Below are 22,689 nucleotides of genomic sequence, written 5' to 3' on the forward strand. Positions count from 1 at the left end.
TTCGTATCCTTTGCAAAGCAAAGTTAGTAAATTGAATACAAACTCTTGTCCTTCCTAGAATTTATAGTTGCAGATTTGGCAAACAACAAACTCTGGTATGAAATTAGATTGCCAGTAAAATGGATGAACTGCAAGCAGAGGGAAGTAGTAATGTTAAGAAAAGGTGAAGCAAACCGTATGAAAGACGCCTATTGGTGTGTTGTCTCAGGAAGTGATATTTGGCTGGTGGATGGTGCTATTCCATTAGGTAGTGCGGAGCAATTCTCACTACCAGAAGCAAGTGCAAGGCAAATAGGGGACTACCAAGGCGCTCCTTTCATGTGGGTAAATTTATCTGATCTTGACCATGATTTAGAGCTTGTCTCTCTGCGCGATTGCCTCCATTTTCCTGAAGCCCTTTTTCTGCTGATCAGCAAAGCCATCCAGTATGGCCATATGACGCAAAGTCTGCGCTTTTGCCCACAATGTGGTGGTCGTAACTTCCTCAATAACAATCAATTGGCGATGCAGTGTGGCGAGTGCCGTACTTTGCATTATCCGCGTATTTTCCCATGCATCATTGTCGCTGTGCGCAAAGAAAAGCAGATCTTGCTAGCTCAGCACCCTCGTCATCGAAATGGCATGTATACCGTAATAGCGGGCTTTTTAGAGGTAGGAGAAACCTTAGAAGAATGTGTCGCACGAGAAGTGCATGAAGAAACTGGCGTACAGGTTAAAAATATTCGCTACTTTGGCAGTCAGCCGTGGGCATTTCCATCCAGTATGATGATGGCATTTCTTGCTGATTATGACTCTGGTGAATTGAATCCGGACTACACTGAACTGTCTGATGCTCAGTGGTTTGGTGTTGATGAGATGCCACCTGTCGCGCCAAAAGGGACGATTGCACGAGCGCTTATCGAAAAAACGCGACAAGATATCGAATCTAATTAGATGAAAAATAGATAAAAAAAACCCTCCGAGAGGGAGGGGGTAAGTAAGATGTCGTTATGAGATGCTGAGTACTGGGTACTCAGTTTATAATTGTAGTTTTCGCTAGCGAACAAATTTTTAACACTGATACCGATTGGGTGCAAATTAAGCACTGATTTAAAAGTTAATAACTTGATCCAGGTTGCAAAGCACGCAGCTATTAGCCTTAAATCAGTGATAGAATACCCCCTTTCAAAGAAAGCCTAACAATTGGAATTACGGAATGACTGAATTAAAAAATGATCGTTATCTGCGTGCCCTTCTAAAAGAGCCAGTAGATTACACGCCAGTATGGATGATGCGTCAGGCAGGTCGTTACCTACCAGAATACAAAGCAACTCGTGCGCAAGCGGGCGATTTCATGTCTTTGTGTAAGAACGCGGAGTTGGCGTCAGAAGTAACGCTTCAACCACTACGCCGTTTTCCTCTTGATGCTGCGATCTTGTTCTCTGACATCCTAACTATCCCAGATGCAATGGGTTTAGAACTTCGCTTTGCTGCGGGTGAAGGTCCGGTTTTCGATAAACCAATCACCTGCAAAGCAGACGTAGAAAAGATCGGTCTGCCAGATCCAGAAGGCGAGCTGCAATACGTAATGAACGCAGTGCGTCAAATCCGCAAAGATTTGAACGGTGACGTTCCACTGATTGGTTTCTCTGGTAGCCCATGGACACTGGCGACTTACATGGTTGAAGGCGGCAGCTCGAAAGCGTTCACTAAGATCAAGAAGATGATGTACGCTGAACCACAAACTCTGCACCTGCTTCTAGATAAGCTAGCAGACAGCGTTATCGAGTACCTAAACGCACAAATTAAAGCGGGTGCGCAATCGGTGATGGTATTTGATACATGGGGTGGTGTACTGACACCTCGTGACTACAACCTGTTCTCACTGCAATACATGCACAAGATTGTGGATGGTCTGATTCGTGAAAACGACGGTCGTCGCGTACCGGTAACGCTGTTCACTAAGAACGGTGGTATGTGGCTTGAGCAAATCGCAGCAACGGGCTGTGATGCGGTAGGTCTAGACTGGACCATCAACATCGCAGACGCGAAAGCGCGTATCGGTGACAAAGTGGCTCTACAAGGTAACATGGACCCATCAATGCTTTACGCTTCACCAGAGCGTATCCGTGAAGAAGTCGCGGGTATCCTAGAAGGCTTTGGCGATGCAGGTACTGGTCACGTGTTCAACCTAGGTCACGGTATCCACTTGGATGTGCCGCCAGAAAACGCAGGTGTGTTTGTGGAAGCGGTGCACGAGCTGTCTAAGCCGTACCACAAGTAACTTCGAATTTTTGAAATTAAATACCGGCCTTCAGTGCCGGTATTTTTTTACCTAAAATTCAGTTTTTTATCTGAAACGCAAGGTTGTACAGCTCTGATAGCATTTGGTCTACCATGATCTAAATACTACTCAAGCTGTTCGGCTGCTATTTAAGGTTTTTATAAACAATGAGTTAGAGTCTTGGTGCTTGTGCGCCAATTTTCTTGTACAGATAAACAAGCAATTAGATCATGGATAGCCTAAAGCATCGAATGGACACGCTTTTTAAGGTATGGCACGACGTCAGATTCAAACCAAGGGTTCTTCTTTAACCACAATGTGTTGCGTGGAGAAGGATGAGGAAGCGGGATAAAGTCAGGCTCCCAATCCTGCCATTGCTGAACAGTTTGCGTGAGCGTCTTTGGTTTGTTGGTGAGATAGTACTGCTGTGAGTACAGACCAATCAGTAGCGTCAGCTCTATATTGGGCAACTGATCTAGAATCTTTTTATGCCAAGCAGGCGCGCATTCTTTACGAGGAGGCAAATCGCCAGAGTTTCCTTTGCCTGGATAGCAGAAGCCCATCGGGACAATGGCAATTTTGTTTGGGTCGTAGAAAGTGTCTTTGTCGATATCGAGCCATTGCCGTAACCGATCGCCGCTTGGGTCATTCCAAGGTATCGAGGTTTTGTGTACGCGCGTCCCCGGTGCTTGTCCGATGATTAGGATGCGTGCGTCTTTTGCGGCTTGGACGACAGGGTTTGCACCCAAAGGTAAATCGTCTGCGCAGATCTGGCAGGCTCGTACTTGCTTTAGCAATGTTTCTAAAGACATAAGATGGTTAATATCCTTTATCGAAATCGACCTGATTATTTAGAGAGAACCCGTCTCGCCAACTCAAGTAGTTGTCTGCAAAAATGTCGACCACTTGCTCAGGGAAACTTAACGCCGCGATGTGGGGAGTGATGGTCACTTGAGAGAGCTTCCAAAACGGATGCTGCGTTGAGAGAGGCTCTTGCTCAAATACATCGAGAAATGCATGTTCCACCCAGCGATTCTTTAGTGCGAGCAATAGACCCGCATCATCAATCACATCGCCTCTTCCGACATTAAATAACAGTGCATGATTAAGGTGGCTTAACACTTCACTATTGAGTAAGCGCTGCGTATCCGGTGTGCTCGGCAGCGTATTCACTACAATGTCCGCTTGGTGAAAGGCGTTTGCCAGTTCATTGATATGAAAGGTTTGAGTAAATTCGCCACCAGAAGTTGGGATACCAGTACGATTGATCCCTACGGTCTTTATTCCCATCAATTGTGCTGCTTTACCTAAGTGGCTACCGATGCTGCCTGTACCAAGAATCACCATGGTTTTACTTTGCAGCGAGGTATACAGATGCGGTTGCCATTGCTTGCTCTGTTGTTGCTGGTGGTATTGCATAAAGTGACGGAAGTGAGCAATGCTGTAGCCAATCACATACTCGGCAATTAATGGGCCGAAAATACCGCGTACGTTGGTCAGAGTGTAATCTTGGCGCAGATCCGGTGACATTAAAGCGTTCACCCCCGCAAATGTGGATTGCACCCACTCAAGTTGCGAAAACTCGTCTAACCTTTGTGATAGCAATGGTGGATCCGCCAGTACGATCTGAGCTTCTTCAGGTTGGTCAGTGAGGCAAAGATCGGGCAAGTTTTTCTCTGCCAGTAACGTTTCGTAGGTGTCGCGATGCTCTGAGAGCAGGAAAATCTTATTTGGATGCTGCATTAACTTTTTTCCCTGTGATGAATCAAGTACACTTTCGCTGTTTTTTTCTTCAATGATTGAGTGACTATGCTTAAGAATCCTCTTCAGGTTCGTTTGGAAAAACTAGAACCTTGGCAACAAATTACCTTCATGGCGTGTCTGTGTGAACGCATGTATCCAAACTATGCGATGTTTTGTGAGAATACAGAATTTGCTGAGCCACGTGCTTACCGAGCGATTCTTGATAGTGTATGGGAAATTCTGACGGTTAAGAACGCGAAAATTAACTTCGAACGTCAATTAGAGAAGTTAGAAGAGTTGTTCCCAAGTGCGGACGAATTCGATTTTTACGGTGTTTATCCAGCGATGGATGCGTGTCAGAGCTTGTCGACGCTGCTGCATGGTCTGTTGGATCGCGACTACCTTTTCGATTCAATGCTTAAAGTGAGCCAACAGTCGGTAAAAACCGTTGCTGACCTAGAGCAAGCGCAGGGGGCAGAACCAATCACCAACGACAATCAAAAAGAAAATGAAGCCGTATGTGAAGAGTGGGATGTTCAGTGGGCTATCTTCCGTCCACTGCGTGAAGCGGTAGAGCGTGACATCTGCTTGATTAAAGATTTGCGTGAAGAATTACGCGAAGAAGCCGTGAGCAACATCGGCATCGCACTTTAATCGTTGAATAGATAAAACAAAGGCATCCAGATTGGATGCCTTTTTTGTTTTTGCGTTTGAGCGATTACGCCCAATGCTGATTACGATTCTTTAGATTCTGGTTTAGTTGGCTCTTGAGCGTCTTGCTCTTTGTCCTGTCTCTCCAGTTCTTCCTCTTCTTCATCGTCATCGCGGCTTTCAATTACGCCGTGTTTTTCTTTCCAGCTTTCCCAACGTTGGTAAGCCAGTTCTTGCATGTCAGTGCTCTTATCCGCTTCATCGATGATCTCTTCACCCAATAGGTGCTCAAAGATGTCTTCTAGCGTTACCAAGCCTTGTACTGTGCCGTATTCGTCAACTACAAGCGCTAGCTGCAGGCGGTGAGTCATCATCTGGTCGAACACTTTAGGTAGAGCCGTATTGTTCAATACCACTTGGATAGGACGCATGACCGAACCAAGTTGTTTTTGGCCGCTGCCTGATTGTTGCAGCTTGAACAGCTCTAGACGGTGCACAAAACCAATGATGTTGTCTTTCTGCTCACTGTAAACCAGTGGACGAGAGAAAGGCGTCTCTTTGTGCTTCTCTAGGAAGTCATTAATGGTCATGGTCGCGTCTACGCGGAATACTACCGGACGCGGTGTCATGACTTGCGTTACTGGCACATCTTGAATGCCAAGCAGGTTGCTCAGGATCTTTGATTCACCTTCTGCGAACTCACCACTTTCTTTTGCCAGGATGGCCATCGCAGACAACTCATCACGCATCTTCGGTGCTTCGTGGTTTCGAGCAAGGCGCTTAGTGATTTGTTCTGAGAACCATACGAACGGGGTGAGTGCCCATACCATCCAGCGCAGTGATACAGCAGCCGCTGGTGCAAGTTGGCGCCAGTACGTCGCACCAATCGTCTTAGGAACGATTTCTGAAAGAACAAGAATCGCCAGTGTCAGTACCGCAGAGAAGATGCCCAGAGCTTCACTACCAAAGACGACCGCCGCCTGTGCACCTGCCGTTGCTGCACCAATAGTGTGAGCAATGGTGTTCAGCGTCAGGATAGAAGCCAAAGGTCGGTCGATGTCTGCTTTCAGCTTGTCTAATTGAGCGGAAGCAGGGTGCCCCTGTTGTTTGAGCTGCGCAATGTAGCTCGGACTGATACTCAGTAGAACCGCCTCCAGTACCGAACAGATAAACGAAATGCCGATAGCAATAGAGATATAAATGGATAACAGCAGCATAGTTGCCCTTGAATGTAATGTGATAGTCGGGATTTTAAGCGATTATAACCGCAAAAGCGCCCTATAAATCGTTCTAATTGCGTTAGAAAGCAAGCGCTTTGCCCGTACAAGTAGTAACAAATTGTGAGTTATTACTCATATTATGGCTAAAACTACGTCAGAAAATCGAAAGATCGCTTACAAACCTTTGCCAGATGGGGCATTTATGTTTTAGAGTGAGGTGAATTCGATAACATATGAGAAGGGAAACCTAATGAACAAGACCCAATTAATCGACTTTATTGCAGAGAAAGCAGACCTATCTAAAGCACAAGCTAAAGCTGCTCTTGAAGCAACTCTTGAGGGTGTTACTGGCGCTCTTAAAGAGGGTGACCAAGTTCAACTAATTGGTTTTGGTACATTCAAAGTAAACCACCGTGCAGCGCGCACTGGTCGTAACCCTAAAACTGGTGACGAGATTCAAATCGCAGCAGCTAACGTACCTGCATTCGTAGCAGGTAAAGCGCTGAAAGAATCAGTAAACTAAGTTAAAATGCACCGAGGTATCCTGCCTCGGTGCAATTTCATGAAAAAACATCTACTCACTTCACTCCTTCTATCAAGCCTCGCTCTTGTTGGCTGTTCATCTGTAGAAACCCCAAACCTTGATCAGTTTACCCATTTTTCTGGCGGTAAAATTCTGGGTGATGCCACTAGTTTGTATTGGATGACCGAACGTTTGACACGCGTCAGCACAGCAGCAGACTATGTAACTATGGGCGATTACGGCTCGTACCAGAGTGATTATCGTTGGGATGACGGTGAGCTCAGAGAGTTGATTCGAAAAGGTGAGCAACTCGATGCCAAACAAGGATTGGTGCCTTTTCAAATCCACATTCGATTTAATAAAGATGGCGACGCGATTTATCAGCAATACCGTATGAACGGAAAAGTGCTGCCCTTACAGCGCGACCAGTTAGAGCGTTACAAGCAAGAGGCGAACGATGTCGTTACGTCTATCAAGAAACAATCTCGTGATGGCCAGAGCCTAATCCAAGGTTATTGGGATGGTGAAACGTTCGAAACCTGTAAAGGGCGAGAGTTTACGACGTTGGAATTCAATCAGACGTTGCCTAAGTTTGTAATTGATAGATTGGCGTCTGTGGACAGCTACATTGCGTTTATCGGTAAAGAGTCACGCAATACGGCAACTGTCGATGAGTTGCTGATGCTAAATGATGACAACTTTGATTGTATCCGGCGACCAAAACTGATCTCTGAGTAAGCTTCATGTTTTATGTCAGCGATTCACATAAATAAAAAAGGCGCTTGGTGCGCCTTTTGTCTTTTTAGCCAACTGAAGTTGTTTTTATTTATCTTGCTCACGTGCGATTGCACGGTAGCCGATGTCATTACGATGGAACATGCCATCCCAACTGATCTGTTTCGCGAGCTCGTAAGCACGTTGCTGCGCTTCTGATACGCTGTTGCCAAGTGCGGTTGCACAAAGAACACGACCACCGTTTGTCACGATGTCGCCATCTTTGTTATCTGTACCGGCATGGAAGACTTTCTCGCCTTCAATTTCAACTTGTGGCAGACCCGAAATTACGTCGCCTTTGTTGTACGAGGCAGGGTAGCCGCCGGCTGCTAGCACGATACCAATTGATGCTCGTGGATCCCATTTTGATTCCACTTGATCCAGTTTCTCGTCGATTGCCGCTAGGCATAGATCAACAAGATCCGATTCCATACGCATCATGATCGGTTGCGTCTCAGGGTCACCGAAGCGGCAGTTGTACTCGATCACTTTCGGAGTGCCGTCTTTGTCGATCATCAGACCCGCGTATAGGAAACCAGTGTAAGGGTTACCTTCAGAGGCCATGCCGCGTACCGTTGGGTAAATCACTTCTTCCATAATGCGGTTGTGGATTTCTTGTGTCACGACTGGAGCAGGAGAGTATGCCCCCATGCCACCTGTGTTAGGACCGGTATCTTTGTCACCGACACGTTTGTGATCTTGGCTGGTGGCCATTGGCAGAACGTTCTCACCATCCACCATTACGATGAAGCTTGCTTCTTCGCCATCTAGGAACTCTTCGATAACGACGCGGCTACCTGCATCACCAAATGCGTTGCCTGCTAGCATGTCTTTGATTGCTTCTTCGGCTTCTTCTAGTGTCATCGCAACGATAACGCCTTTACCAGCAGCAAGACCATCAGCTTTCACCACAATCGGCGCACCTTGTTCACGTACGTAAGCAAGGGCTGGTTCGATTTCAGTGAAGTTCGCGTATGCGCCCGTTGGGATTTGGTGACGAGCAAGGAAGTCTTTGGTAAACGCTTTAGAGCCTTCAAGCTGTGCTGCTGCTTGTGTTGGACCAAAGATTGGCAGACCTGCTTCGCGGAAAGCATCCACAACACCGATAACCAGCGGCGCTTCAGGACCGACAATAGTCAGTTCAACCGCTTTCTCTTTTGCAAAAGCAACCAAGCCAGCGATGTCTTCTACAGCGATGTTTACGTTCTCTAGTTTAGGCTCAAGTGCTGTGCCTGCGTTACCTGGAGCAACGAAGATAGTCTCAACATTTGGGTTTTGCGCCGCTTTCCAACCTAGTGCGTGTTCACGACCGCCTGAACCAATGATAAGAATATTCATAATATTTCCTTTGATTTCGCTCCTCCCTCTTATTAAGGGGAGGTTGGGAGGGGTAAGTCGTGTACGTACAACAGACCCCCTCTAACTCCCCCTTGTTAAGGGGGAGGGCCAAAAACTAATTAGTGGCGGAAGTGACGCATACCTGTGAAGATCATCGCCATACCATGTTCGTCTGCTGCTGCGATAACTTCGTCATCACGCATAGAGCCACCCGGTTGGATAACACACTTAATGCCTGCTTCTGCAGCTGCATCGATACCATCACGGAATGGGAAGAAAGCGTCAGATGCCATTACGCTACCTGCAACTTCTAGGCCTTCGTCTGCAGCTTTGATGCCTGCAATCTTCGCAGAGTAAACGCGGCTCATTTGGCCAGCACCTACACCGATAGTCATGTCACCTTTTGCGTAAACAATCGCGTTTGATTTCACGTATTTCGCTACCTTCCAGCAGAATAGGGCATCTTTCAGCTCTTCTTCTGTTGGTTGACGCTTAGAAACCACTTTTAGGTCGTCTAGGCTGACCATGCCTTGGTCACGGTCTTGAACCAGTAGGCCGCCGTTAACGCGTTTAACATCAAAGCCAGTTGTCTTCGTTGACCATTCGCCACACTCAAGTAGACGCACGTTCTTCTTCGCTGCAACCACTTCAATCGCTTCAGCAGAAACAGAAGGTGCGATGATTACTTCAACGAATTGACGCTCAACGATAGCGGTTGCTGTTGCAGCATCTAGCTCTTGGTTGAATGCAATGATGCCGCCGAATGCAGATGTTGGGTCAGTTTGGTAAGCGTGGTTGTATGCTTCTAGAATGTCTTTACCTAGAGCTACACCACATGGGTTCGCGTGCTTTACGATCACACATGCAGGCTCGTTGAACTCTTTTACACACTCAAGTGCTGCGTCAGTGTCTGCGATGTTGTTGTAAGAAAGGGCTTTACCTTGGATTTGGCGAGCAGTTGAAACAGATGCTTCTTGTGGGTTAGCTTCAACATAGAATGCGGCTGCTTGGTGGCTGTTCTCACCGTAGCGCATGTCTTGCTTCTTCTCGAACTGTTGGTTGAAAGTACGTGGGAATTTCGACTCTTCATCACCTTCTTTGTTCTCACCATAAGATGGAACCATAGTGCCGAAGTAGTTTGCGATCATGCCATCGTAAGCCGCAGTGTGTTCGAATGCAGCGATAGCAAGGTCGAAGCGAGTTTCTAGAGTAAGAGATTTGTCGTTTGCGTCCATCTCTGCGATTACGCGGTGGTAATCACCTGCGTTAACTACGATAGTTACGTCTTTGTGGTTTTTCGCTGCAGAGCGAACCATTGTTGGACCACCGATATCGATGTTCTCAACTGCATCAGCAAGCGTACAGCCTTCTTTAGCAACGGTTTCTGCGAATGGGTATAGGTTAACAACAACCATATCGATAGGGTTGATGCCGTGCTTTTCCATCACGTCATCATCTTGGCCACGACGACCCAGCACACCACCGTGAACTTTCGGGTGAAGCGTTTTAACGCGACCGTCCATCATTTCTGGGAAACCAGTGTAGTCAGAGACTTCTGTTACAGCGATGCCTTGTTCTGCAAGTAGACGAGCCGTACCACCAGTAGATAGGATATCGACACCGCGCTCAGCAAGAGCTTGTGCAAACTCAACAATACCTGTTTTGTCTGATACGCTGATAAGCGCACGGCGAATAGGACGAGCGTTGTTCATGCTTCCATTTTCCTCAAATTCACGGAGTTAAAGATGTTTGCCAAAAATGAACTTGTTTTTACCTCTTGGGGTAAAATATTGGCCAGTTTTGGTAAAGACCTTTGCGGGGCGTTTTCATGCTTAGAAAACAGTCTCCACTATTTGATGGCGCGTATTCTAACCAATTTATTACAAAAAAGCTCGCGCAATCGTTTGGCATCTCAAAAATAATTGCAAAAAACTCGATCTTTGGCTTTAAAAGTAACGAGATAGTTAATAAGGAAAGTTATGTTTCAGATAGGTGAACTGGCGAAACGCTGTGGTGTGACTGCCGACACACTCCGATTCTATGAGAAAAATGCGCTGATTAAACCCGCAGGACGAAGTGATTCGGGTTATCGCCTGTATAACGAAGAGAACCAAAAGCAGGTGCGTTTTATTCTCAAAGCGAAAGAGCTGGGCCTAAGTTTGGATGAAATAAAAGAGCTCCTTGAGATCAAATTAGAGGCAACAGAACACAGCTGTGCGGAGGTAAAAGCCATCACTTCTGCAAAGTTAACTTTAATTGATGAAAAAATCGCGGAACTGACAAAAATTCGTGCGGCATTAAAGAAGATAAATGACGCTTGCTGCGGGCATAACAATGACGATGCTAGCCATTGTTCTATCCTCGCAGCCCTTGAGTAGCGTGCTACTTAACTTAAGTTTGCATTTTTGACGGCTTGCTTTTCTAGGTTCAAGCCGTTTTCCCACCTATAATCTCGGCTTTAGTCGACTGTAAGAATGTGTAGTCCTATCTATTCCTAAAGCGACGCTGTCTATCAGATACGAGAGTTTTCATACATGGTTGGAGTCTATTTTCAAATCAATGACTGGGTTTTAAGCGTTGATGAAAATAAGCTGTATCGACAAGACAGGGAAGTTACCGTTGAGCCACGCTTAATTAATCTGCTGCATTTCCTTGCCGAGCACGCCAGTGAAGTATTCAATCGTGAAGAGCTAATCCAATATGTTTGGGCAGGCGCGATTGTGACTGACCAAGTGGTGACACAGTCGATCTTTGAATTGCGTAAGCTGTTACGTGATGGTCGAGAGGAAAACATCAGCTACGTTATTACTGTGCCTAAGCGCGGTTATAAGTTGGTGGCGAACGTTAAGCCAATGACGCACGAGGAATTCCTTGTATGCCGTCATTGCGATCATGATGATGACTTGCCATTTGTTGAAGCAAACGAAGAAGCGTTACCTGAAACGCCAGCACCAGCGGTAACCTTTCCGGCAGGGCCTCTGACTCGTGCGGTGTGCGAGATGTCGAAAGAGAAAAAAGCGCCGCGTAAACCAAACAAAATCAGCCCATGGCGATTGGGTTTTATGAACTTCATCTGGATTAGCATCTTAGTTGTGGTGATGGGCGTGTTTACGTATAAGCAATCAGAGGTGCGCATCACCCAAGCTATCGATACGCATTTAATAGAGTTTAAGTTCCAAGATAACTTCGGCAGGGATGATTTAAGTTACGAATTGGCCGATGGCTTTGCACAAAAGCTGATGGCTGATATTGCTCAGGTTAGTGACTATCGTGTGATGCTCAAAAAAGCTGCTTTTACCAACGGTATTGTTCCGGGTAAGTCGGTGTTGGTACGCGTTAGAGAAAACGATGGTGGTAACTTTCTTGAGGTGGAGTACCGTAATAATTCATCTGAGAAGGTGCTTTTTAGTCGTCAATATGCACTTATGAGCAACCACTTGAAGACGGTATTGCAGCAAGCTTCTTTGGATTTAATGACGGTACTGAAAGTGCCAGATGCAAAACTGAAGTCGAAAGTGCTGGTGGCTGGCATGCCCAATAATCCAGAAGCTCTAGAGTTGTTTATACAAGCTAACCATTATCTAAATGTTTCGGATGCAAACCAGTTTCAGCACGGCATTGATTTGATGGAGAAAATTCTCGAAGTTGAGTCGGATAATGCTTATGTTCAGGCTGAGCTGTTAATTGCCTACCATGTGCAGAGAGCATTAGACCCTGCATTGGAACTAAGAAAAGGCAGAGTGCAGCAACTGAGCGATAAGTTAGAGAGCAATACCAAGATGATGCTAGGGCCTATTCAGCCTCGGATTTATGAAGCTTTGGCGTTACATGAAACCATCATTGGTGATCTCGACTTGGCAAAGCGTCATTTGAATCAAGCGCTAGGGTTGCGTGATTCGGTTTTGTCGTACGTGATTCGTGGTAAGCATGCCGAGCTTGGTGGTGATTTGGATTTGGCGAGTGAGTCCTACAGTGAAGCCTTCTATATAGATACGTCTGTTGAGACCTATCTGTTGTGCGAAAACTTGGTTTTCCCAAGCAACATGAAGGCGATTGATTACGCCATGTATCGCGCAGTGCACCCTTCGGTAGTTCGTATGCTGTAATCAAACCAGTTTTTGATCGGCAAAGATACTGAGCTCTTCACTTCGGTGAGGGGCTTTCTTGTATCTGCACAATTAAAGCTTACCGCTGCTTCTTTCTTTAAATAGAACTTGCTTTACTGGGGGAGAGGGCTTTTCAATCTCTATTCTCTATTCTCTATTCTCTATTCTCTATTCTCTATTCTCTATTCTCTATTCTCTATTCTCTATTCTCTATTCTCTATTCTCTATTCTCTATTCTCTATTCTCTATTCTCGCTACCTTTATATCCGTTTGTCGCCAAGTAGAAGGTTGTCCTTGTGCGATTTGCTATACCCATCTTCCGTTTGTGCTTTTCAAGCAGCCCCGACACACTGTTATTTACCTGAAGTAGTGTGTGCATCTACGCATAGCAGAAGCAAAAAACCAAGGAACTTTGATGTAAGTCAATTGCTCTATTAGGGAAGGAAAAGGCTGTATCAACAGTTCAGGTAATTTGCTGGGCTTTGTCTTGATGTTGATAGTCGTTGATAAGGTTGATGGAAAATTTGTTGAGGTTGATGTTTTTAGATTTTGAAAGGAGGCGTTTTAGGTGTCAACTCTAACTCATTGTATTTATTCGTTTTATGTTTTTTGGTTTATCAGGTTTATCTCAACTTTATATCGATGGGCTAATTGTTTTATTGATAACCCCAAGTTTATTTTTTTCCCAGCTTTTGGGCGTAGTCTTCACTTCGAAATTTAGCGAGGTCGAGTGACTTCTTTCTCATAGCATCTCGCTAATTACCATTCAGTTTGAGTCATTGAGGCTCGAGTAGAATAGATTTGGAGATGTTATGTCATCGAATACAAAAAAAATCGGTCTAATCGCCTGTACGGGTGTTGTTGCCGGTAACATGATGGGAAGTGGTATTGCACTATTACCTTCTAGTCTTGCCTCCGTAGGCTCTGTTTCAATCTTCAGTTGGCTGATCTGTTTGATCGGTGCACTTAGTTTAGCGTTCGTTTACGCTCGTCTGGCAACCAAAAACCCACAAGAAGGTGGTCCTATCGCTTATGCTGGCGAAGTGTCTCCGGTATTTGGTTTCCAAACGGGCGTTCTTTATTACCACGCGAACTGGATTGGTAACCTAGCTATTGCCATTACAGGTGTTTCTTACCTTTCAGTATTCTTCCCTGTGCTTAACAACCCAATCCCAGCAGGTATTGCGACGATTGCATCGGTATGGATCTTCACTTTCGTCAACCTACTTGGTGGTAGCTGGGTAAGCCGTCTATGTACGCTTGGTCTAGTTCTTATCCTTATCCCTGTTGTTGGTACAGCAGCATTTGGTTGGACGCACTTCGACACTGCGCTTTACAGCCAAAACTGGAACGTATCAGCAGGCACTGACAGCCACGCGGTAGTAACTGCGGTTCTTATCTGTCTATGGTCATTCGTAGGTGTGGAATCAGCAGCGGTATCTACTGGTATGGTAGAAAACCCTAAACGTACCGTACCACTAGCAACTATGTTGGGTACTGGTATCGCAGGTGTGATTTACATCCTATCAACTCAAATGATTAGCGGCATGTTCCCTGCGTCAGAAGTTGCGGCATCAGGTGCGCCATTTGCACTAGCAACCACTGAGCTATTCGGTAGCTGGACAGCACCATTCGTATCAGCGTTTACAGCACTAGCATGTTTCACTTCGCTAGGTTCTTGGATGATGCTAGTAGGTGAAGCAGGTAAACGCGCAGCCAACGATGGCAACTTCCCTAAAATCTACGGTGAAACTGATAAAAACGGTGTGCCTAAGAAAGGTCTAATCCTTGCGTCAATCAAGATGACTGCGCTAATGGTTGTACTGATGTTCTTCAGCTCTAAAACAGCACACGCATCAGACCTGTTCAACCAGTTAACAACTGACGCAGTACTACTAACTATGCTGCCTTACTTCTACTCAAGCATTAACTTGATTCGCTTCGAAGGTATGACAACACGCAACGGCTTCGTAATGTTGTTCTCTGGTGTGGCTTGTCTGTTCTGCTTCATCGCACTAGCGGGTGCAGAGGGCGGTACGCTAACAGCAACCTTCATCGTGTCTCTTGTTATCTTGATGTTCTACAGCAAAAAAGCAGGTCTAGCTCAGTACATGAAGCTTCATGCTGACGAAGACGTAGCTGCTCAAGCAAGCAACTAATCCCCAAAACGCTGGCACTACGGTGCCAGCCCATAAAACCCAAATTCACGCGGCGCTCACCTTACTCATTGCCTGTAAATGGCAAAGAGCGCCCTCATTCGCCTTGGAGATGTCCAAATGAATATATTCGCTATCTTGAACCACATGGGTGTGTTCTTTAAAGAAGAGCCAGTTCGTCAACTTCACGCTGCTCTTGAGAAAGCGGGCTACGAAGTGGTTTACCCAGTAGATGATAAAGACTTGATCAAAATGATTGAGATGAACCCACGCATTTGCGGTGTGCTGTTCGACTGGGATAAATACTCACTAGAGCTATGTGAACGTATTAGCCAAATCAACGAAAAACTACCTGTTCACGCATTTGCTAACGAACAGTCTACTCTAGACATTTCACTAACAGACCTACGTCTAAACGTGAGCTTCTTCGAGTACGCTTTAGGTATGGCTGACGACATCGCTATCAAAATCAACCAAGCGACAGAGGCATACAAAGATGCAATCATGCCTCCATTCACTAAAGCACTATTCAAATACGTAGAAGAAGGTAAATACACCTTCTGTACTCCAGGTCACATGGGGGGTACTGCATTCCAGAAAAGCCCTGCTGGTAGCATTTTCTACGATTTTTACGGTCCAAACACATTTAAAGCGGACGTATCAATCTCAATGCCTGAACTAGGTTCTCTACTAGACCACTCAGGCCCACATAAAGATGCAGAAGAATACATCGCACGTACATTCAATGCAGACAGCTCTTACATCGTAACGAACGGTACGTCTACATCGAACAAAATCGTTGGCATGTACTCAGCGCCTGCGGGCAGCACAGTACTGATTGACCGTAACTGTCACAAATCTCTGACTCACCTAATGATGATGAGCGACGTGACACCAATCTACTTCCGCCCAACTCGTAACGCATACGGCATCCTTGGTGGTATTCCACAAAGCGAATTCAGCCGCGATGTGATTGCAGAGAAAGTAGCGAAAACACCAGGTGCAACTGCACCAAATTATGCTGTAGTGACTAACTCAACTTACGATGGTCTGTTGTACAACACGCAATTCATCAAAGAGTCGCTAGATTGTAAACACATCCACTTCGACAGTGCTTGGGTGCCTTACACTAACTTCAACCCAATTTACGAAGGTAAATGTGGTATGAGTGGTGAAGCGATGCCAGGCAAAGTGTTCTACGAGACACAATCAACACACAAACTGTTGGCAGCATTCTCACAAGCTTCAATGATCCACGTGAAAGGTGACTTTGATAAAGAATCTTTCAACGAAGCATTCATGATGCACACTTCAACTTCACCTCAGTACGGCATTGTTGCTTCTACTGAAACTGCAGCGGCAATGATGCGCGGCAACACCGGTAAGAAGTTGATGCAAGATTCTATCGATCGCGCAATCCGCTTCCGTAAAGAGATCAAACGCCTAGAAGCAGAAAGCGACAGTTGGTTCTTCGATGTATGGCAACCAGAAAACATCGATAGCACAGAATGTTGGAAACTAGACCCTAGCGACACATGGCACGGCTTCAAGAACATGGATGACAACCACATGTATCTTGACCCAATCAAAGTAACGTTACTGACTCCTGGGATGAATAAAGAAGGCGAACTAGAAGAATCAGGTATTCCTGCTTCGCTGGTGGCTAAATTCCTAGACGAGCGCGGCATCGTGGTAGAGAAAACAGGTCCATACAACTTGTTGTTCCTATTCTCAATCGGTATCGACAAATCAAAAGCAATGCAATTGCTACGCGGCCTAACTGAATTTAAACGTGGCTACGACTTGAACCTAACCATCAAGAGCTTCTTGCCTTCGCTATACAACGAAGATCCAAGCTTCTATGAAGGCATGCGCGTTCAAGAGCTAGCACAAGCAATTCATAACCTAACTAAGAAATACAACCTACCTGAGCTAATGTACAAAGCGTTCGATGTTCTTCCAGAAATGAAAGTAACACCACACGCAGCATGGCAAGAAGAGCTTCGTGGTAACGTGGAAGAAATCAAACTGGAAGAAATGGTTGGTCGCGTAAGTGCGAACATGATCCTTCCTTACCCTCCAGGTGTGCCATTAGTACTTCCTGGTGAAATGGTGACTCAAGAGTCTCGCCCTGTGTTGGATTTCCTAGAGATGCTTTGTGAGATCGGTGCACATTACCCAGGTTTCGAAACCGACATCCACGGTTTATACCAACAAAAAGATGGTAGCTACACCGTAAAAGTATTGAAGAACTAAGTTCCTCTCGAAGATGGCGCCATTGGGAATGCAAGCATGCTCCACTCTTACGAGCTCAATGTGTCATCGAACAACTGCGACATTTAGATATACCCCTAACTAATCTGTCGTAAAGAGAAGGGCAAGGATGCTCTGATCTTTTCTTCTATATATAGAAGAAACACTTTTCCAAGACTTCACCTGAAGTACCCCAAATAAAAAGCAAAGACCAAAGAGCAGTTCGTTATCGTTCTGCTCTTTTTTTTCGTCTTTATATAAACAGAAAGAGAAAAAGAACCAAGAGAGATAAGATCAGCAACCGAAATCATTAGGAAATCGACGATCTTCCAACTCAGAAATAAGACGTTTACTCATGAAAAGATCCTCTTCAACCTGAAAAATTAGACAAGATCGCTGAGTATCTATGCAGAGTGCTTGTTATTTGTTCGGTTGAAAGTTTTTTTGCAAAAAACGCTTGTGCTAATTTCTCAACCCCCTATACTGCGCATCCACCGACACGGAGTGAGACGAAAGTCACACAGCGAGTCGGGAAGAGAGAAAAAAGAATTTAAAAAAATGCTTGACTCTCTCACGGTGTGAAGTAAGATACGCACCCCTAACGACAAGTAACTAAGTTACTGAAAATGTTAGAAAAGCTCTTTAAAAATATAGACCTATCAATCTGTGTGGGCACTCGTTGATGATAATCCAATTAGATATTTCTTTCTTAACGGAAAGCGGTATCAAATTAGGTGTCAATGAAACGAAGTGACCATTGAATCGAAAGATTCAGCACAGTCAATTCAAACATTACTTATGTAATGTTCAGTATTCATTGAGCCGAACAAAATCTCAAATTGAAGAGTTTGATCATGGCTCAGATTGAACGCTGGCGGCAGGCCTAACACATGCAAGTCGAGCGGAAACGAGTTATCTGAACCTTCGGGGAACGATAACGGCGTCGAGCGGCGGACGGGTGAGTAATGCCTAGGAAATTGCCCTGATGTGGGGGATAACCATTGGAAACGATGGCTAATACCGCATAATGCCTACGGGCCAAAGAGGGGGACCTTCGGGCCTCTCGCGTCAGGATATGCCTAGGTGGGATTAGCTAGTTGGTGAGGTAATGGCTCACCAAGGCGACGATCCCTAGCTGGTCTGAGAGGATGATCAGCCACACTGGAACTGAGACACGGTCCAGACTCCTACGGGAGGCAGCAGTGGGGAATATTGCACAATGGGCGCAAGCCTGATGCAGCCATGCCGCGTGTGTGAAGAAGGCCTTCGGGTTGTAAAGCACTTTCAGTCGTGAGGAAGGTAGTGTAGTTAATAGCTGCATTATTTGACGTTAGCGACAGAAGAAGCACCGGCTAACTCCGTGCCAGCAGCCGCGGTAATACGGAGGGTGCGAGCGTTAATCGGAATTACTGGGCGTAAAGCGCATGCAGGTGGTTTGTTAAGTCAGATGTGAAAGCCCGGGGCTCAACCTCGGAATTGCATTTGAAACTGGCAGACTAGAGTACTGTAGAGGGGGGTAGAATTTCAGGTGTAGCGGTGAAATGCGTAGAGATCTGAAGGAATACCGGTGGCGAAGGCGGCCCCCTGGACAGATACTGACACTCAGATGCGAAAGCGTGGGGAGCAAACAGGATTAGATACCCTGGTAGTCCACGCCGTAAACGATGTCTACTTGGAGGTTGTGGCCTTGAGCCGTGGCTTTCGGAGCTAACGCGTTAAGTAGACCGCCTGGGGAGTACGGTCGCAAGATTAAAACTCAAATGAATTGACGGGGGCCCGCACAAGCGGTGGAGCATGTGGTTTAATTCGATGCAACGCGAAGAACCTTACCTACTCTTGACATCCAGAGAACTTTCCAGAGATGGATTGGTGCCTTCGGGAACTCTGAGACAGGTGCTGCATGGCTGTCGTCAGCTCGTGTTGTGAAATGTTGGGTTAAGTCCCGCAACGAGCGCAACCCTTATCCTTGTTTGCCAGCGAGTAATGTCGGGAACTCCAGGGAGACTGCCGGTGATAAACCGGAGGAAGGTGGGGACGACGTCAAGTCATCATGGCCCTTACGAGTAGGGCTACACACGTGCTACAATGGCGCATACAGAGGGCAGCCAACTTGCGAGAGTGAGCGAATCCCAAAAAGTGCGTCGTAGTCCGGATCGGAGTCTGCAACTCGACTCCGTGAAGTCGGAATCGCTAGTAATCGTGGATCAGAATGCCACGGTGAATACGTTCCCGGGCCTTGTACACACCGCCCGTCACACCATGGGAGTGGGCTGCAAAAGAAGTAGGTAGTTTAACCTTCGGGAGGACGCTTACCACTTTGTGGTTCATGACTGGGGTGAAGTCGTAACAAGGTAGCGCTAGGGGAACCTGGCGCTGGATCACCTCCTTATACGATGATTATTCACGATGAGTGTCCACACAGATTGATAGTTCACAAGCGAAAGCTTGTAGCTAACATAGCTCTTTAACAATTTGGAAAGCTGACAAATCAACAATTTATTGTTGATTGTAAAGTTCTCAATGTTTGTCTTTATGACAAACACCAATACAACACATTCAAGTGTTCTTGGAATTTGAGTCCGGCAAAATCGAGTCTGCATCATGTATAAAAATTGCAGACAACTTTGGTGACTTGTTCATCAACTCGAAACTCCTTCGGGTTGTATGGTTAAGTGACTAAGCGTACACGGTGGATGCCTTGGCAGTCAGAGGCGATGAAGGACGTATTAACTTGCGATAAGCCCAGATTAGGTAGTAAAAACCATTTGAGTCTGGGATTTCCGAATGGGGAAACCCACTTGCATAAGCAAGTATCCTGTTGTGAATACATAGCAACAGGAGGCGAACCGGGGGAACTGAAACATCTAAGTACCCCGAGGAAAAGAAATCAACCGAGATTCCGAAAGTAGCGGCGAGCGAAATTGGACTAGCCCTTAAGCTTTATATGCGTTAGACGAACGGTCTGGAAAGTCCGGCGATACAGGGTGATAGCCCCGTAGTTGACAACGCACATTCAGTGAAATCGAGTAGGGCGGGACACGTGATATCCTGTCTGAATATGGGGGGACCATCCTCCAAGGCTAAATACTACTGACTGACCGATAGTGAACCAGTACCGTGAGGGAAAGGCGAAAAGAACCCCTGTGAGGGGAGTGAAATAGAACCTGAAACCGTGTACGTACAAGCAGTAGGAGCACCTTCGTGGTGTGACTGCGTACCTTTTGTATAATGGGTCAGCGACTTATATTCAGTGGCAAGGTTAACCATCTAGGGGAGCCGTAGGGAAACCGAGTCTTAACTGGGCGTTCAGTCTCTGGATATAGACCCGAAACCAGGTGATCTAGCCATGGGCAGGTTGAAGGTTGAGTAACATCAACTGGAGGACCGAACCGACTAATGTTGAAAAATTAGCGGATGACTTGTGGCTAGGGGTGAAAGGCCAATCAAACCTGGAGATAGCTGGTTCTCCCCGAAAGCTATTTAGGTAGCGCCTCGGACGAATACTACTGGGGGTAGAGCACTGTTAAGGCTAGGGGTCATCCCGACTTACCAACCCTTTGCAAACTCCGAATACCAGTAAGTACTATCCGGGAGACACACGGCGGGTGCTAACGTCCGTCGTGGAGAGGGAAACAACCCAGACCGCCAGCTAAGGTCCCAAATTATAGCTAAGTGGGAAACGATGTGGGAAGGCTTAGACAGCTAGGATGTTGGCTTAGAAGCAGCCATCATTTAAAGAAAGCGTAATAGCTCACTAGTCGAGTCGGCCTGCGCGGAAGATGTAACGGGGCTAAGCTATAAACCGAAGCTGCGGCAATGAAGTTTACTTCATTGGGTAGGGGAGCGTTCTGTAAGCCGTTGAAGGTGTGTTGTAAAGCATGCTGGAGGTATCAGAAGTGCGAATGCTGACATGAGTAACGATAAAGGGGGTGAAAAACCTCCTCGCCGGAAGACCAAGGGTTCCTGTCCAACGTTAATCGGGGCAGGGTAAGTCGACCCCTAAGGCGAGGCCGAAAGGCGTAGTCGATGGGAAACGGGTTAATATTCCCGTACTTCTTACAATTGCGATGGGGGGACGGAGAAGGCTAGGTGGGCCTGGCGACGGTTGTCCAGGTTCAAGTGCGTAGGCTAAGAGTTAGGTAAATCCGGCTCTTTCTAAGGCTGAGACACGACGTCGAGCTACTACGGTAGTGAAGTCATTGATGCCATGCTTCCAGGAAAAGCCTCTAAGCTTCAGATTGTAAGGAATCGTACCCCAAACCGACACAGGTGGTCGGGTAGAGAATACCAAGGCGCTTGAGAGAACTCGGGTGAAGGAACTAGGCAAAATGGTACCGTAACTTCGGGAGAAGGTACGCTCTCGACGGTGAAGTCCCTTGCGGATGGAGCTATTGAGAGTCGCAGATACCAGGTGGCTGCAACTGTTTATACACAGCACTGTGCAAAATCGTAAGATGACGTATACGGTGTGACGCCTGCCCGGTGCCGGAAGGTTAATTGATGGGGTTAGACTTCGGTCGAAGCTCTTGATCGAAGCCCCGGTAAACGGCGGCCGTAACTATAACGGTCCTAAGGTAGCGAAATTCCTTGTCGGGTAAGTTCCGACCTGCACGAATGGCGTAATGATGGCCACGCTGTCTCCACCCGAGACTCAGTGAAATTGAAATCGCTGTGAAGATGCAGTGTACCCGCGGCTAGACGGAAAGACCCCGTGAACCTTTACTACAGCTTGGCACTGAACATTGACCCTACATGTGTAGGATAGGTGGGAGGCTTTGAAACCAGCACGCCAGTGTTGGTGGAGCCGTCCTTGAAATACCACCCTTGTAGTGTTGATGTTCTAACGTCGACCCCTTATCGGGGTTACGGACAGTGCCTGGTGGGTAGTTTGACTGGGGCGGTCTCCTCCCAAAGCGTAACGGAGGAGCACGAAGGTGGGCTAATCACGGTTGGACATCGTGAGGTTAGTGCAATGGCATAAGCCCGCTTGACTGCGAGAATGACAATTCGAGCAGGTGCGAAAGCAGGTCATAGTGATCCGGTGGTTCTGAATGGAAGGGCCATCGCTCAACGGATAAAAGGTACTCCGGGGATAACAGGCTGATACCGCCCAAGAGTTCATATCGACGGCGGTGTTTGGCACCTCGATGTCGGCTCATCACATCCTGGGGCTGAAGTCGGTCCCAAGGGTATGGCTGTTCGCCATTTAAAGTGGTACGCGAGCTGGGTTTAGAACGTCGTGAGACAGTTCGGTCCCTATCTGCCGTGGGCGTTGGAAGATTGAAGGGGGCTGCTCCTAGTACGAGAGGACCGGAGTGGACGAACCTCTGGTGTTCGGGTTGTGTCGCCAGACGCATTGCCCGGTAGCTAAGTTCGGAATCGATAACCGCTGAAAGCATCTAAGCGGGAAGCGAGCCCTGAGATGAGTCTTCCCTGATACTTTAAGTATCCTAAAGGGTTGTTCGAGACTAGAACGTTGATAGGCAGGGTGTGTAAGCGTTGTGAGGCGTTGAGCTAACCTGTACTAATTGCCCGTGAGGCTTAACCATACAACACCCAAGGGGTTTTGATGGACTCAATGTAAGAACATTGAATGTGTTAAGAACTGAAAACAGCTTTCCGAATTAAAGAATTTGCTTGGCGACCATAGCGATTTGGACCC

At 46.6% G+C, this 22,689-nt stretch carries 15 protein-coding genes and 2 rRNA genes; 12 read left to right on the forward strand and 5 right to left on the reverse strand.

The genetic code is table 11. The features are described from left to right. Window positions 1–150: 150 nt before the first annotated feature. Together nudC and hemE are read left to right on the forward strand one after the other, a co-directional pair. On the forward strand, window positions 151–933 hold the full coding sequence (nudC, locus tag BSZ04_RS24610; protein ID WP_088881574.1) for an NAD(+) diphosphatase: 783 nt from the start codon (window positions 151–153) through the stop codon (window positions 931–933). A 262-nt stretch (window positions 934–1,195) separates the two neighbouring features. After that, window positions 1,196–2,263: a uroporphyrinogen decarboxylase gene (gene hemE, locus BSZ04_RS24615; protein WP_005433634.1), complete on the forward strand. Its 1,068-nt coding sequence runs from the start codon at window positions 1,196–1,198 to the stop codon at window positions 2,261–2,263. 239 nt (window positions 2,264–2,502) lie between these two features. Here the strand turns inward: hemE and BSZ04_RS24620 are convergent, their stop codons facing one another. Both BSZ04_RS24620 and BSZ04_RS24625 read right to left on the reverse strand, forming a co-directional pair. Continuing rightward, complete coding sequence (locus BSZ04_RS24620; protein ID WP_012126541.1) at window positions 2,503–3,075, reverse strand: uracil-DNA glycosylase family protein; 573 nt, start codon at window positions 3,073–3,075, stop codon at window positions 2,503–2,505. 7 nt (window positions 3,076–3,082) lie between these two features. Further along, the gene (locus tag BSZ04_RS24625; protein WP_088881575.1) at window positions 3,083–4,006 is read right to left on the reverse strand and encodes a D-2-hydroxyacid dehydrogenase; all 924 of its coding nucleotides are present in this window, start codon (window positions 4,004–4,006) and stop codon (window positions 3,083–3,085) included. Between the two features lie 66 nt (window positions 4,007–4,072). Here BSZ04_RS24625 and BSZ04_RS24630 point away from each other — a divergent pair, with 66 nt between their 5' ends. After that, window positions 4,073–4,660, forward strand: a complete 588-nt coding sequence (locus BSZ04_RS24630) for a YjaG family protein (protein ID WP_010444388.1) — start codon at window positions 4,073–4,075, stop codon at window positions 4,658–4,660. An 80-nt stretch (window positions 4,661–4,740) separates the two neighbouring features. Here the strand turns inward: BSZ04_RS24630 and BSZ04_RS24635 are convergent, their stop codons facing one another. Continuing rightward, window positions 4,741–5,874: a CNNM domain-containing protein gene (locus tag BSZ04_RS24635; protein WP_010444386.1), complete on the reverse strand. Its 1,134-nt coding sequence runs from the start codon at window positions 5,872–5,874 to the stop codon at window positions 4,741–4,743. Between the two features lie 253 nt (window positions 5,875–6,127). Here BSZ04_RS24635 and hupA point away from each other — a divergent pair, with 253 nt between their 5' ends. Both hupA and BSZ04_RS24645 read left to right on the forward strand, forming a co-directional pair. Then, entirely contained in the window at window positions 6,128–6,400 is a 273-nt protein-coding gene (gene hupA / locus BSZ04_RS24640; RefSeq protein WP_005433627.1) for a nucleoid-associated protein HU-alpha, read from the forward strand. A 39-nt stretch (window positions 6,401–6,439) separates the two neighbouring features. After that, window positions 6,440–7,138 (forward strand): DUF1481 domain-containing protein, encoded by a 699-nt coding sequence (locus BSZ04_RS24645; protein WP_162531089.1) that lies wholly within the window; start codon window positions 6,440–6,442, stop codon window positions 7,136–7,138. An 84-nt stretch (window positions 7,139–7,222) separates the two neighbouring features. Here BSZ04_RS24645 and purD read toward each other — a convergent pair whose 3' ends face one another. Both purD and purH read right to left on the reverse strand, forming a co-directional pair. Further along, the gene (gene purD / locus BSZ04_RS24650; RefSeq protein ID WP_088881577.1) at window positions 7,223–8,512 is read right to left on the reverse strand and encodes a phosphoribosylamine--glycine ligase; all 1,290 of its coding nucleotides are present in this window, start codon (window positions 8,510–8,512) and stop codon (window positions 7,223–7,225) included. 119 nt (window positions 8,513–8,631) lie between these two features. After that, window positions 8,632–10,224: a bifunctional phosphoribosylaminoimidazolecarboxamide formyltransferase/IMP cyclohydrolase gene (gene purH, locus BSZ04_RS24655; RefSeq protein WP_088881578.1), complete on the reverse strand. Its 1,593-nt coding sequence runs from the start codon at window positions 10,222–10,224 to the stop codon at window positions 8,632–8,634. A 33-nt stretch (window positions 10,225–10,257) separates the two neighbouring features. Between purH and BSZ04_RS24980 the strand changes: the two genes are divergently transcribed. The 7 genes from BSZ04_RS24980 (at window position 10,258) to BSZ04_RS24700 (ending at window position 22,576) form a co-directional block, all read left to right on the forward strand. Further along, complete coding sequence (locus BSZ04_RS24980) at window positions 10,258–10,434, forward strand: hypothetical protein (protein WP_005533821.1); 177 nt, start codon at window positions 10,258–10,260, stop codon at window positions 10,432–10,434. Between the two features lie 57 nt (window positions 10,435–10,491). Continuing rightward, a complete protein-coding gene (zntR, locus tag BSZ04_RS24665; protein WP_088881579.1) occupies window positions 10,492–10,890 on the forward strand; it encodes a Zn(2+)-responsive transcriptional regulator in 399 nt (132 codons plus the stop codon). Between the two features lie 156 nt (window positions 10,891–11,046). Continuing rightward, window positions 11,047–12,618, forward strand: a complete 1,572-nt coding sequence (gene cadC, locus BSZ04_RS24670) for a lysine decarboxylation/transport transcriptional activator CadC (RefSeq protein WP_088881580.1) — start codon at window positions 11,047–11,049, stop codon at window positions 12,616–12,618. A gap of 812 nt (window positions 12,619–13,430) precedes the next feature. Next, window positions 13,431–14,777: a cadaverine/lysine antiporter gene (gene cadB, locus BSZ04_RS24685; protein ID WP_010444364.1), complete on the forward strand. Its 1,347-nt coding sequence runs from the start codon at window positions 13,431–13,433 to the stop codon at window positions 14,775–14,777. Window positions 14,778–14,894: 117 nt separating this feature from the next. After that, window positions 14,895–17,030 (forward strand): lysine decarboxylase CadA, encoded by a 2,136-nt coding sequence (locus BSZ04_RS24690; protein ID WP_038887659.1) that lies wholly within the window; start codon window positions 14,895–14,897, stop codon window positions 17,028–17,030. Between the two features lie 833 nt (window positions 17,031–17,863). Continuing rightward, window positions 17,864–19,416: ribosomal RNA gene (locus BSZ04_RS24695) — 16S ribosomal RNA — on the forward strand. Between the two features lie 277 nt (window positions 19,417–19,693). Then, window positions 19,694–22,576: ribosomal RNA gene (locus tag BSZ04_RS24700) — 23S ribosomal RNA — on the forward strand. The 16S and 23S rRNA genes sit together here, the layout of an rRNA operon. Window positions 22,577–22,689: the final 113 nt, after the last annotated feature.

Origin of the sequence: Vibrio rotiferianus (genome assembly GCF_002214395.1) — a bacterium.
Lineage (GTDB): Bacteria > Pseudomonadota > Gammaproteobacteria > Enterobacterales > Vibrionaceae > Vibrio > Vibrio rotiferianus.